The 13622-nt window shown below is 44.6% G+C and carries 10 protein-coding genes; 6 read left to right on the top strand and 4 right to left on the bottom strand.

The features are described from left to right. Positions 1-9: 9 nt before the first annotated feature. A complete protein-coding gene (locus BWI96_RS14825) occupies positions 10-1551 on the bottom strand; it encodes a SulP family inorganic anion transporter (RefSeq protein WP_106637340.1) in 1542 nt (513 codons plus the stop codon). Between the two features lie 556 nt (positions 1552-2107). Here BWI96_RS14825 and BWI96_RS14830 point away from each other — a divergent pair. The 3 genes from BWI96_RS14830 (at position 2108) to BWI96_RS14840 (ending at position 6670) form a co-directional block, all read left to right on the top strand. Further along, positions 2108-4717, top strand: coding sequence for a circularly permuted type 2 ATP-grasp protein (locus tag BWI96_RS14830; RefSeq protein WP_232793743.1), 2610 nt, complete (start codon positions 2108-2110; stop codon positions 4715-4717). After that, positions 4707-5603, top strand: a complete 897-nt coding sequence (locus BWI96_RS14835; RefSeq protein WP_106637341.1) for a transglutaminase family protein — start codon at positions 4707-4709, stop codon at positions 5601-5603. Before BWI96_RS14830 ends, BWI96_RS14835 begins: the two co-directional genes overlap by 11 nt. Before the next feature lie 134 nt (positions 5604-5737). Next, positions 5738-6670: a homoserine kinase gene (locus tag BWI96_RS14840; RefSeq protein WP_106637342.1), complete on the top strand. Its 933-nt coding sequence runs from the start codon at positions 5738-5740 to the stop codon at positions 6668-6670. 168 nt (positions 6671-6838) lie between these two features. Here BWI96_RS14840 and BWI96_RS14845 read toward each other — a convergent pair whose 3' ends face one another. After that, positions 6839-7858 (bottom strand): SDR family oxidoreductase, encoded by a 1020-nt coding sequence (locus BWI96_RS14845; protein WP_106637343.1) that lies wholly within the window; start codon positions 7856-7858, stop codon positions 6839-6841. Positions 7859-8004: 146 nt separating this feature from the next. Here BWI96_RS14845 and BWI96_RS14850 point away from each other — a divergent pair, with 146 nt between their 5' ends. Continuing rightward, positions 8005-8814, top strand: a complete 810-nt coding sequence (locus BWI96_RS14850; RefSeq protein ID WP_106637344.1) for a TerC family protein — start codon at positions 8005-8007, stop codon at positions 8812-8814. Positions 8815-9043: 229 nt separating this feature from the next. Here the strand turns inward: BWI96_RS14850 and BWI96_RS14860 are convergent, their stop codons facing one another. Further along, positions 9044-10237: an MFS transporter gene (locus BWI96_RS14860; RefSeq protein WP_232793744.1), complete on the bottom strand. Its 1194-nt coding sequence runs from the start codon at positions 10235-10237 to the stop codon at positions 9044-9046. Positions 10238-10324: 87 nt separating this feature from the next. Here BWI96_RS14860 and BWI96_RS14865 point away from each other — a divergent pair, with 87 nt between their 5' ends. Then, positions 10325-11533 carry an acetyl-CoA carboxylase biotin carboxylase subunit family protein gene (locus BWI96_RS14865; RefSeq protein WP_106637346.1) on the top strand — a complete coding sequence of 403 codons (1209 nt, stop codon included), beginning with the start codon at positions 10325-10327 and terminating at the stop codon, positions 11531-11533. Between the two features lie 220 nt (positions 11534-11753). Then, positions 11754-11999 carry a hypothetical protein gene (locus BWI96_RS14870; RefSeq protein WP_106637347.1) on the top strand — a complete coding sequence of 82 codons (246 nt, stop codon included), beginning with the start codon at positions 11754-11756 and terminating at the stop codon, positions 11997-11999. A gap of 53 nt (positions 12000-12052) precedes the next feature. Here BWI96_RS14870 and BWI96_RS14875 read toward each other — a convergent pair whose 3' ends face one another. Beyond that, entirely contained in the window at positions 12053-13339 is a 1287-nt protein-coding gene (locus BWI96_RS14875) for a hemolysin family protein (RefSeq protein WP_106637348.1), read from the bottom strand. Positions 13340-13622: the final 283 nt, after the last annotated feature.

Genomic DNA, 13622 nt, shown 5'->3' on the forward strand with positions numbered 1-13622 from the left:
TTATTGTGATTATTCCAGATCAGAAGCCACCTGGTAATGGGGGTCTTGCATGATATTAACCTCGATAATACTTTCCGCTTTCCGAAGCAATCGCTGGCAATCAGGACTTAAATGGCGTAAATGAACGACTTTGCCCGCTAATGCATATCGTTGGGTTAGTTTATGCAGAGCTTCAATCGCAGACATATCAGCAACCCGGCTTTCGGCAAAATCAATAACCACTTCACTTGGATCGTTCGTGATGTCAAATTTTTCGTTAAAGGTTTGAATCGAACCAAAAAACAGCGGACCAAAAAGCTCGTAATGTTTGACACCGCTTTCGTCCGTGTATTTTCTGGCCCTAATGCGTTGGGCATTCTGCCAGGCAAAGACAAGGGCAGAAATGATAACGCCGGCGAGCACCGCCAGAGCCAGGTTATGTAAAAATACCGTTACCAATGTGACCAGTATAATGACGATCACATCGATTACGGGCATCCGTCCAATCGTTTTTAGGCTCGCCCACTCGAAAGTTCCGATGCAAACCATAATCATCACGCCAGTTAGGGCGGCCATAGGCAGTTTTTCAATCAGACCTGCTCCAAACATGATGAATACGAGCAGCATCACGGAAGCTACTATTCCCGATAACCGGGCTCTGGCACCAGACGAAATATTAATCAGACTCTGGCCAATCATCGCACAACCACCCATGCCTGAGAAAAGCCCGGAAACGATATTGGCCGTTCCCTGAGCCATGCATTCTTTATTGCTTCGGCCTTTGGTTTCAGTTATTTCATCAATAAGGTTGAGGGTTAACAGACTTTCAATCAGGCCAACACCAGCCACGATACAGGCGTAGGGAAAAATAATTTGCAGGGTTTCAAGGGTAAACGGAACCGATGGAATGTGAAAAGGTGGAAAACTACCTTGAACAGAAGCGATGTCTCCAACGGTTTTAGTGTCGATGTTAAACCCAATCACAGCCGCCGAAACAACCACAATAGCGGTTAATGAGGCCGGAATTACCTTGGTAAGCTTAGGAAGCCCCCAGATAATGAGCATGGTAATACCTGCAATGCCAAGCATGATCCATAAAGGCGTACCCTGTAACCACCGCAAAGTGCCTGAGGCATCAGTATACTTGAACTGATTAAGCTGGGCCATAAAAATGACAATGGCCAGGCCATTTACAAATCCGAACATAACGGGATGAGGTACCAGCCGGATGAATTTGCCAAGTTTTAAAGTTCCCGCCAGAATTTGAAGTAGTCCCGCCAGAACTACAGTAGCGAAAATATATTCAACACCGTGCGATTGAGCCAGACTAACAATAACCACGGCGACGGCTCCCGTTGCTCCTGAGATCATGCCGGGGCGGCCTCCCAAAATAGAGGTTACGAAACCCATCGTAAAGGCAGCGTATAAGCCAGTCAAAGGCGAAAGACCTGCAATCAGGGCAAAAGCAATGGCCTCGGGAATGAGGGCCAGGGCAACCGTAAGACCCGAAAGTACTTCAGTTTTGTAATTTACTTTTTGACTTAAATCGAACAGATTCAATCGTGAGTTCATAAAACAGTATAGTTACACCGAACGGAACGCAGTAATTCCGCGGCTTGGGATGGCCAGAAAGATTAATCATTGGAAAAGGGAAGCAGGAAAAGACCAAACTCAGGGTGGAGTAAGGACTAGATGCAGAAAAGAAGATAACGTCAGGTGATTCATCTAGTTGCAAAAGTAAGAATAGCTTTTGAATCCCGGGGGGAATGTGGGAATAAGCATAATTAACCCTGTAATAGTTTAATACTTTGAAGAACTTGATCAGGTAACTTTCGAAAGTTAACGGATTCAGGGCTAACGGGTTGGTTTCTGGTATGCTTTTAATACCGTTTCTCTTAAAATCAAGGCACGTTTAAAATTCACTAAGAGCTTAAAATGTATATTTATTATGGTTTCTAGCTTGTTTCGTAGTTATTATTTTGGATAAGTAGCTATTGTATTAGTTAAAATTTGGCTTATAGCTCTGTTTAAAGTTTTTCGTCAGCAGGCTAATCTATTTTTTTAGTCCTATTTTTGACTAAGCAAACTCACGGACATAGTAGAAATGAACTAGTGTATTTGGTAAAATGTGGGTAAAACTGGAGGAGAGGTTTCGACCTTACTCGCACAAGCAGAACGCATGGTAACAGAAACGATTCATTCTTTATTAGATTCTTACAAAAGCCAGATTAGTTCGTATGACGAGATTTTAGCTTCCGATGGAAGTATAAAACCTTACTGGAAAAATTTATTTATAGGACTGGAGAAAATAGGAAATTTAGAGTTAAAAAATAGGTTACAGGAAATCAAGAATAAAATCCGTGAAAACGGGGTTACCTATAATGTGTATCAGGAACCTAAAGGCCTAAATTCTCCCTGGAAATTAGATCCCATCCCTTTTTTAATTGAACAAAAAGAATGGGAATCTATTTCGAAAGGATTACAGCAACGGGCCGTATTACTGGATTTAATCTACCGTGATGCGTACGGAGATAAAAGACTCCTGAAAGAAGGGATTCTTCCTCCCGAACTGGTGTTTGAAAATACCGGCTTTTTTCGCCCTTGTCTGGACGTAAAGCTTCCCACCGAAAATCAGTTAATGACTTACGCTGCCGACATGGCTCGGGGGCCGGATGGCCGGATGTGGGTGCTGGATAATCGTACGCAGGCTCCTTCGGGGTCGGGTTATACACTCGAAAATCGGGTAATCATCAGTAAGATCATGCCTGAGTTGGCGGAGGATGTCTACATCAGCCGATTATCACCTTTTTTCACGCAGGCTCAGCAGTCCATGTTTAAAGTGTTCAGAGAAAAATCAGAACATTTAAACATCGTTTATCTGACGGCAGGTCCCAATAATGAAACGTATTTCGAGCAGGCGTATCTTGCCTCTTACCTAGGCTATACGCTGGTTCAGGGAGATGATTTAATTGTCAAGAATGGCTATGTCTGGTTGAAATCCATTGAAGGATTACAACGGGTGGATGTCATTATTCGCCGGATTGATGATGAGTGGTGCGACCCACTGGAATTGCGTTCAGGTTCGCGTTTGGGAGTAGCCGGATTATTGCAGGTCATGCGGAATGGAAACGTACTGGTAATTAACCCTCCGGGGACCAGTATGCTGGAGAACTCCGCTTTAAATGCTTTTTTACCATCCATTTCCCGGCACTTTTTAGGGGAGGAATTAATCCTGCCTTCGGTAGCTACCTGGTGGTGTGGTCAGGAAAAAGAACGGGCATATGTACTGGAGCATTTGCATGAATTAATCATTAAAAAAGCGAATCGGAAACAAGTATTTAGATCGGTATACGGAAGGCAGTTAACGCACCAGCAATTGCAGGAATTGAAACAACAAATCCTGCAAAACCCAACGGAATACGTAGCTCAGCAGGAAACAAGTTTTTCAACGACTCCGGCCTTCGTTGAGGATCATATCGAACCTCGTTATGCCGCTATTCGGGCCTTTCTCACGGCCACGCCCACGGGGTATCAGGTTATGCAGGGAGGGCTGACCCGAAGTTCACCTATCAAGGATAAATTCACCTTTTCCAATCAATACGGAGGCTTATCAAAAGATACCTGGATCATTTCGGATGAAGCAGAGGTGATTCGCGAGCGTATCAAGTTACCGGGTTTACTATCTCAGAAAGCTCAGTCTTCACTGCCTAGCCGAAGTGCCGAAAATCTCTATTGGACGGCTCGTTATGCCGAGCGGACTATGGTAGCCAGTAGCTTTTTAATCATTACCCTTAATGCTCTGAATTTTCAGCGAAATTTTGGCAGTACGAATAAGACCGAACATATCGAAATTCTTCTGAAAACCGTTTCGCGGTTGATTCGAATGGAAAATGGATTTACGGACGAAAATAAAGAAGCGTTTGAAAATCCATATCCCTTGATTTATGAAAGTATTGCAAACGATAATCAACGGGGTACGATAACGTCGAGCATACAGTCTTATATGAAAGCCATTATAGCCGTTCGTGATCGCTGGAATCAGGTAACGTGGCGAACCGTTGATAACATTGAAAACATCAATCAGCGATTAAAAAACATTCATACTCGTCAAAATCCAAACGATATTCAGAACGCGTTGAATACGTTGCAGAATAACCTATTTACCTTCTACGGACTTGTTAACGAAACGCTTCCTCGAAATCACGGTTATTACCTGTTTGAAGTAGGAAAACTGGTCGAACGTATTCTTTCGAAAGTAACCATTCTTCGTTCTATTTTCAGTACGAAGACGGAACAGTTTGTAGAGACGGAATTGATGGAGGCGGCTTTAATGAGCCACTTCGCTTTAGTAAATTATCGCTTAGCGTATAAGTCAAATTTTGAGATGGAATACGTACTGGATATGCTATTATTAGATCAGCAGGTACCGACTTCTTTATCTTATTTATTAAAAGCTCTAAACGAAGCTCTTAGCAAATTACCTCAAAATTCAGAACGATTGAATGAAGCTCAAAAAGCAATTTTACAGGCTTCTACACAGTTACAATTAGTAGATGTTAATGAACTGAATAAGGTTATAGAAGCGGATAAACCGTATTTAAAATTAGATCAGATGCTTTTGGATATTTATGGCCATGTAAGCACCGTTTCCAACTTCATTGCGAATCTATATTTTAAACATACGTTCACGCAGCATTCAATTACAGATACTTTAATGGATGTAGATAATGATTTATAAGCTCATTCATAAAACGCAGTATAATTATACGGGTGATGTCAATAGTTATCACGGTATCGCCTGCGTTATGCCCAAGACGTTTCCTAAGCAGAAGGTTACTAATTTTTCGCTGATTATTAGTCCGATGCCGGATGAAATTAACCAGCGAATGGATTATTTTGGTAATACATTACATCACTTTTCAATTCATAAACCACACCAGCAACTGAGCGTATTAGCCACCAGTTTAGTGGAAACCCGCTCTACAATTATTACGGATTTATTCATGACGAATCGCCAGGTTCGGGAGCAAATTCAGCGGAATCTGGTGGTGAAGAATGAAGTGCTGGAATATACCCTGCCAAGTCCCTACGTGCAATGGGATGCCGAAATCAGGGATTATGCTTCGGAATGTTTTCGTGAGGATCAGTCATTTTATCAAAGTGCCCGGGAGCTGTGTCATAAAATTTACACGGATTTTAAATATGTTTCGGGCTTCACGACGATTCATACGCCTTTGAAGACTGCTTTTCACGAACGCAAAGGCGTTTGCCAGGATTTTTCTCACTTGGCTATTGCCTGTTTTCGGAGCCTGGGCTTTGCGGCTCGTTACGTAAGTGGGTATCTGGAAACCAAACCGCCACCGGGTAAAGTTAAGTTGCAGGGGTCCGATGCTACCCATGCCTGGGTTTCGGTGTATGCTCCGGGTATTGGCTGGTGTGACTTTGATCCGACCAATGATCTGGTTCCGCAGGAACGGCACATTACCACGGCCTGGGGGCGGGACTTTGGGGATGTTTCCCCGCTTAAAGGTATTCTTTTTAGCGGCGGCAAGCATACCATTAAAGTTGGAGTGGATGTCATTCCGGTTACTTCGGACGAAAAGCAACTTTTGAATACCTTCTAGGGATGGTTTAAAATTCAGGATAAGCGTTTTTTAGACGGTATCCATCAAACTCATTTTGTACATTTGTCGGAAGTTCTCACCCTCACGTATTGAGGCGACTTTCGCAGAGAAAGGCCTTTAGTTCTATTCTTTTCATGGAATCCATCAAAGTTTTCGCTCCGGCGACCGTAGCCAATGTAGCTTGCGGATTTGACATATTTGGTTTTGCCGTCGATAATCCCGGCGACGAAATTATTCTTCGTAAAAAAGCTACTCCTGGTTTGGAGATAGTGAAAATTGAAGGCGATCAAGGGCGTTTGTCGCTTAATCCTGAAAAAAATACGGCCTGTATTTCGATGCTGGCTTACATGAAACACCTCAATGCTAATCAGGGGGTTAGTATTGAGTTGCGGAAAAAAATGCCCCTGGGTAGCGGTCTGGGCTCTTCGGCGGCGAGTTCGGTGGCCGGTGTTTTTGCTTTGAACGAACTGATGGGTCGGCCTATGGAGCAAATTGACTTGTTGCCTTTTGCCATGGAAGGCGAGCGTTTTGCCAGTGGTACTCCCCACGCCGATAACGTAGCTCCGAGTTTGTTGGGTGGTTTCATTGCCATTCGTAGTTACGAGCCTAAACTGGATGTGATTAAAGTAGATACCCCAGCCGAACTTTTTGCGACGATTGTCCACCCACAAATTGAGGTGAATACCCGGGATGCCCGTAACATTCTTCGCAAGGAAACTTCGCTTAAAAATACGATTACTCAAATGGGTAATGTGGCTGGCTTAGTGGCTGGCTTAATGAAAGGTGACTACGGTCTGATTTCCCGCAGCTTGGTAGATGTTATCATTGAGCCCGTTCGCTCCATTTTGATTCCCGGATTTAATGAAGTGAAAGCCGCAGCTATCGAAGCGGGTGCTTTAGGTTGCAGTATTTCAGGAGCGGGTCCTTCGATGTTTGCGTTAAGTAAAGATCGGGATTCGGCTAAGAAAGTGGGAGAGGCCATGCAACGGGCCTTTGCCAGTGTAGACATTGCCAGTGAAATTTACGTATCCAGCATCAACCAAAATGGTCCGGTGGTGATTGGTTAAATTTTTCTATACTTGAAAAAAGGGTCGCCAGATTTTAAGTTCTGGCGACCCTTTTTTATTGAAGAACTTTCCGAAAATGAGTCGGATGATAACTGAACTATAGTAAGCTAACTACCCAGACGCGATAAATCGGCGTCTCTACGAAGGTGATTCAAAACGGTAAACGAACTAGATTTCGTTATTTTGAATCGCCGCTTCGTTGGTTGGTTTTGAGAAGCCGTTGTACGTAAGCTTTGATTCGACTTCGTAGCCTTTTTTCCGGGGATTCATGGCTTCAGGGACGGCATCGGGTAACAGACGATTCAGCAGGCTGAACAGATCTGTCGATAATTCCGGGAATCGATGGTCCAGAAATGACAGCACTTTTGCAGGCCAGCTAATGGTAACTTCGGCTCGGCCCTGTTTTAGTCCTTCAATAATTTGCTCCGCCGCATATTCAGCACTAACACTTAATACTGGGAGCGAATCAGCAATTTTAAACCAGGCGTATTCTTTGTGGTGTTTGCCCTTAATAATAGCGTTTCGAGGACTTCCCGTTCGCATCAGTCCGGGGTAAACGGTGGTAACGTGAATACCCTGACTCAGTAACTCGGCCCGAAGCCCTTTGGAAAGGCCGCTTAAGGCGAATTTACTGGCTGAATAAGGCAACAGATGAGGAATGGCTACTTTTCCGCCAATCGAAGAAATGTTAACGATGCGTCCTTCTCCACGACCTTGCATGTGAGGTAAGACCGCCCGAATGGCATGTAGTGGACCGAAAAAGTGAGTTTCCATCGCTTCATCGTATTCCTGAAGCGACATATTATCGATGGGGCCTACCTGAATAACGCCAGCGTTATTAATCAATGCATCAATTCGACCGTAGTAATCGAGCGTTTGCTCGATCATTTCCTCTACTTCTTCCGGGTTTGTCATATCACAGGCCAGGGTAATTACCTCGGCTCCCAGATCGGCAATGTATTCTTCGGCTCGACGGAGCTCATCCAAATCGCGAGCGACCAGTACGAGCTTCGCTTTTTGACGTGCCAGTTGGCGGGCTAAAACTAATCCCAGACCCCGTGAACCTCCCGTAATGACGAAAACTTTATTCTGAACTTCGAAGCGACGGCTGGAACGAACCATTTGTCGAATGGCCCAAACGACGCTTACTCCGATAGCGAGAGAAATAAAACGAGAGCTGCGTGCCATAGTATTTTCAAGATTGGTTTGTTTTACATTTAATCAAAAATCCATTCCAAACCGCTTATTCACCTTCGATCCTATTCCGGGTGGTGGAACGGCAGTTTTAATCCAGATTTAAGCTTTCATTATTGTCAATTTATCCACAAGAGATCATGGACTTTCCCAATTTGGCCGATCCCGCAGTACTCATAAGCTTATTAACGCTTTCGTTTCTGGAAATTGTCTTGGGGGTGGATAACATCATCTTCATCTCCATCATCGTTGGAAAGCTCGAAAAGGCCCAGCAGAAACAGGCCCGAACCATTGGTTTATTATTGGCCATGGTGTTTCGGATTGTTTTGCTTTTCGGGATTACCTCGCTGTTACGGCTGACGACGCCTTTGTTCGAAATACCCTTTTTACACGAACACAACTCTGAGGATCTGGTTGGTATTAGCTGGAAAGATTTGATTTTGCTGGCAGGAGGGTTATTTCTGGTGGCGAAGAGTACACTGGAAATTCACCACAAATTAGAAGCGTCTTCTGACGAAGCTAGCGGTGCAAAGCCCAAATATTCTAAACTCAGTGCGATTATCGTACAGATTGTACTCGTGGATGCGGTCTTCTCCATCGACAGTATCCTGACCGCCGTCGGACTGGTTGAGAACGTCTGGATTATGGTTATGGCCGTTGTCGTTTCCATGGCAATTATGCTGGCCTTCTCGGGTGTTATTGCCGATTTTATCAACCGGAACCCAACGCTTCAGATTCTGGCTCTGTCTTTCCTGATTGCTATTGGAATTATGCTCGTCGCTGAATCCTTCCACCAGGAAGTGAATAAGGCCTATCTCTACGTAGCAATGGCCTTCTCGCTAATTGTCGAACTGATTAACATGCGAATGCGGAAGAATACGGAAATGGTGAAACTCAATTCCGACCGCATGCCGTTTGAAGATCGCGAAGAACCGCTTAAGCCTCAGTGAGGCTATATTTTCGGCGAAGGGGATTAATCAGAAATTTCTTTTGAGCCGTAAAACTGTCTGGATGCATTTGTTCGAATAACTGTTTCCATTCTTCAAAACGCTCAGGTTCTGCTTGCTGGAAGGCCTGAGCGTTTATTTTTTCTGGGTAAGGTAGGCTTCAAAAGTCATTGGCGTTTAGCGTTTAAAGTTGCGAGTCTAGCGTTTTGTGTAGTAGCTTCTATTCTTTTTCTCAACGTTGCAAGGCTGGGGATTTTCGGAAGGCCATGTAAATCCAGGCTCCGAAGGTAATAATTGCCGCTATCAGGAAATTGACAAAGTAGCTGTTTCGTAAGTTATTATGTAACCAGCCTGAGGTTAAGGCCCCAATGCCGATGCCTACTTCCAAAGCAATGTACGTCGTAGCCACGGCTCTGCCCCGATGAAGTGGATTGGAAAGATCGACCGTCCAGGCTTGCAGGGCGGGAATGTTAAGTCCCCAGGGAATACCAAACAGAATCGCCATCGCTAACACCATGTAAATAGTAGAGGCAAAAGCCAGCCCAGCCATCGCTGCTACCTGAATCAACACTGAAATCCGTAACACGGCTACCCGTCCGTAGCGGTCGGAAGCTTTGCCCGCTACCAATCGGATCAGTAAGGATGAAACGGTGTAGGTCATGAAAAACAGCCCCTTGTTGTAAATTCCCACGGATAAAGACAAATCCGGGCCAATGGTTAAAATCAGTCCCGTAGCATAACTAACCAAAAGCGTTACCAACGCCGGAGCCAATACCTTGGGGTCAAAAATTTCGTGTTTTTTAATGAGTAATAATCGCGGAGAAAACCGATGCCGGTGTTGAAGCGTTTCCTTCAGATTAGCCAGAATACCAATCGATAAAAAGGCAAAAAGCGACGAAACGTAAAACATGGTATCGATGGAAAAGGCAGCCGTTAGCCAACTGCCCAGTGGAGGACCGGAAGACATGCCAATACTGGCCGAGATTCCCAGCATACTCAGAGCTTCGCCGCGGCGGCCTTCGGGCATAACGTCGGCAACGTAAGCGGAAGTAGCGGTAGGCTTAAATCCCGTTGAAAAACCATGAAATAACCGCAGTAATAAAAAAGCATAAACGCTGCTCATGAAGGGATACAGCAGTCCGCAAACAAAACAAACCAGCGAGCCGAAAGCCATGATAGGCACGCGGCCAATGGTATCCGTAAGTTTTCCTGAAAAGGGTCTGGAGATGCCGGCTGTCAGCGTGAAGAGACTAATAACCAGACCAACGTATTCCCGACCTCCGAGGGCAGACAAGTACCCCGGCAGTTCGGGAATCATCATGTTAAAGCTGGCCGTGAAGAGGAAATTACTGGCACAGAGAAGCCAGAATTGAAAACTATAAATACTGCGGCTGGAATCCATCCCGCAAAAGTAATAGATTGCCAATGGCCCGGAAGAATTGTTTTTGATTTGGCCGCGAATCCGCCCGGGAAGTTCTATCTTCAGAAACCGTTAGACCAAAACCAGCTCTCTATGTCGCTCTCTTTTTTGTGCATTGCTACTTACTTCAAGGGAAATGAATTTCTGAAATCCTGCAAAGAAGCGGGAAATCAAGTGTATTTATTAACCGAAAAAAAACTGGAACATAAGCCTTGGGTTCGGGAATTCATCGATGAAATTTTTTTCGTAGAAACACCCGAAAATGGAGTCTTAAATCTGGAAGAATTAGTGAAAGGTCTGGCTCATACCATGCGAAGCAGGAAGATCGACCGCATTGTAGCTCTGGATGATTTTGATGTAGAGAAAGGGGCTTTTCTAAGAGAAACATTCAGGATTCCGGGCATGGGCCAAACCACCGCTCGTTACTTCCGTGATAAACTGGCCATGCGGATGAAAGCCGCCGAAGCGGGCCTGCGAATTCCAGCGTTTACGGCTTTATTTAATGACGTAGAAGTAACCGCTTTTGCTGATTCAGTAACGTATCCCGTCGTCATAAAACCTCGGGGCGAAGCATCGACTTCGGGGATCAAAAAAGTGTATAATCGGCACGAACTCTGGGAGGCTGTCCATGCGTTAGGCGAGCGGCGGCATGAATATCTGGCCGAGCAGTTTAAACCCGGTCATGTATATCATGTGGATGCTTTAACGTATCAGGGAAAAGTGATTTTCAACTGGGCGAGTCAATACCTCGACACGCCCATGGAGGTAGCTCACGGCGGGGGCATTTTTCGCTCGGTAACGGTTCCTTTCGATTCGCCGGAGTCGAAGGCTTTGCTGGCGTTTAATGAAGAATTGTTACAGGCATTTGGGCTGGAATATTCCGCCAGTCACAGCGAGTTTATTCACTGCCACGAAGACGGACAGTATTACTTTCTGGAGACGGCTTCACGGGTGGGCGGGGCTCATTTAGCAGAGATGGTAGAGGCCGCCAGCGGCATTAATCTCTGGCGGGAATGGGCCCGGATGGAAACAGCAGTTGCTGGAAAGTTAACCTATACTTTACCTGAAATCCAACCTAACTATTCGGGTATAGTGATCTCCCTCATCAATCAGGCTCGCCCGGATTTAAGCAGCTATGACCGACCCGAAGTCTATTGGAAAATGGATGAAGAGTATCATATTGGATTAATAGTGAATGACCTAAGTCGGGAGAAAGTCTTGGCTATTTTAGAAGAATATACGTTAAAAATATACCATGAGTTACATGCCTCAGCACCCCTCCGGGATAAACCTACTCATTGATAGTTAATGACTACTTAACTGTTAGGCTGCAAGCATACTAAACATCGGCTATTTACTGCACCTCATCGGGTAAAATTTGAAATTCGTGTAAAATGCTCCGCTGGCTTTTTTAAAAGTTGGTGATTTGCAAATATTTCTTCCCGATGATATCCAGAAAGTAGTGTGCACACACTTATTAGTGATGATTTATTTCCAATCTACAGCCCTAACAGTTATGAAAATGTCAAGTTCATTAAACCCTTCTGCTAAGCCTGCCAATGCCTTCTTTTTTGACGGAAATTTATGGTTTGGACTTGTTGATTCACAAGAGCGTTTAGTAGAATTACAATCATACTATCCTACGAAGAAATATTTACAGGCTCGCCTGTTTACGAATGAGGGCGATGCGTATCCTTGTTTTGGCTTTAATGGAGACGGTATTTCTCTGGAAGTGTTTCTTACTCAACAGGAAATGGCTATTGGGTAAATAAGGTTGATTGCCAAAAAAGAGGCCGTTCCACTGGAACGGCCTCTTTTTTATTACTCATCAAGATCGGTTAATTCCGAAACCAGTACTTTATCAATGCGTTGGCCGTCCATGTCGATTACCTCAAACATGAGGTTACTCCAACGGAAGTGCTCGCCTTCCACTGGAATTCGACGGAGATGGTGAAGAATAAAGCCAGCTACGGTAGAATAGTCTTCTTCCAGAAAATCACGGATGTCCCGACGACCCATGCGGGTTAGAAAGTCAATAAAGGGCATTTGAGCTTCCACCAGGAAAGAGCCGTCTTCCCGTTTGACGAAGGTAAAATCAATCACCTCCGCATCGGGCATGTGGCCTACAATGGCTTCAAAAATATCATTAACTGTGACCATGCCCTGCAATACGCCGTATTCATCCACAATAAACCCGTGATGAACTTTAGATTTTCTGAATTCATCCAGTACCTGATACGCCGAAATGTTTTCGGGGAGGAAGACAGGCTTATGAATCAGGCTTTTAAGCGGTGTGCCGGGTGAGGCCAGATATAGATCTTTAACGGTGATAACGCCTATCATTTTGTCGAGAGACTTATCACCGACCGGGTACACCGAATGACGTTCCTGCTTGATTTTCTGCTGTACCTGTTCTACCGTATCGTTGATATCGATCCAGGCCAGATCACTGCGGTGCGTCATGAGCGAAACAATGTGCCGATCACTAACATTAAAAACGTTCTCAACGATTTCCTGCTCAATTACGTCAATCGTGCCCTGTTCCAGTCCTTCATTGACGATGGCTTTGATTTCTTCTTCTGTAACCATGCTGTCATCGCCCCGGCGAATGCCTAAAACTTTAACAATCAGATTAGTAGAAATAGAAAGTAACCAGATAAAAGGGTACGTCACGCGGGAAAGCAGCGACATAGGCAGAGCCAGGGTCTTGGATATACTTTCAGCTCGGGTCAGGCCAATGCGTTTCGGAACCAGCTCACCGATTACTAAAGTGATGTATGTAATGAAAACCAGTAATAAAACCCGGGAAATGGTATTTGCATAAGGGGCGATAATCGTAAACTGACGAAGCCATTCGGTGAGGTTACCTTCCAGTTTTTCCCCGGAATAAATACCCGTCAGAATACCGATAAGGGTAATCCCAATCTGTACAGTTGAAAGAAAAGTATCGGGTGCTTCGGCGAGTTGGAGGGCCTGACGGGCTCGGGTATCGCCTCGTTCGGCGTCATTTTTAAGACGTATTTTTCGGGCCGAAACCAAAGCAATTTCAGCCATTGAAAAAATACCGTTAACAACAATCAGGAGTAATAAGATAAGTAGTTCGGTCATGGACGAGCCGGGAAGTTCAGACCAAATATCCGCTAAAAAACATTGCCAACAGCAATTATTTTCATGAACGACTTTCTGATAGGACAGTTTGTCAAATAACTAGGTAAAAGGGGAGATACCCGGAGCTCGGTGCAAATACCTTAATGCTGCCAGCAAATTGCTGGCAGGCATTCTTAAGGACTCCTTTTTGGCGGTAAAGGAGGGCAAACAGTATCGGAATGATGTGAAGTACTTATCTCAATGAATATAAAACCTTAGGGAATTAATAATGTTTCTATTTGCT

The sequence above is a fragment of the Siphonobacter sp. SORGH_AS_0500 genome (genome assembly GCF_002838835.1).
In the GTDB taxonomy this organism is placed as follows: domain Bacteria; phylum Bacteroidota; class Bacteroidia; order Cytophagales; family Spirosomataceae; genus Siphonobacter.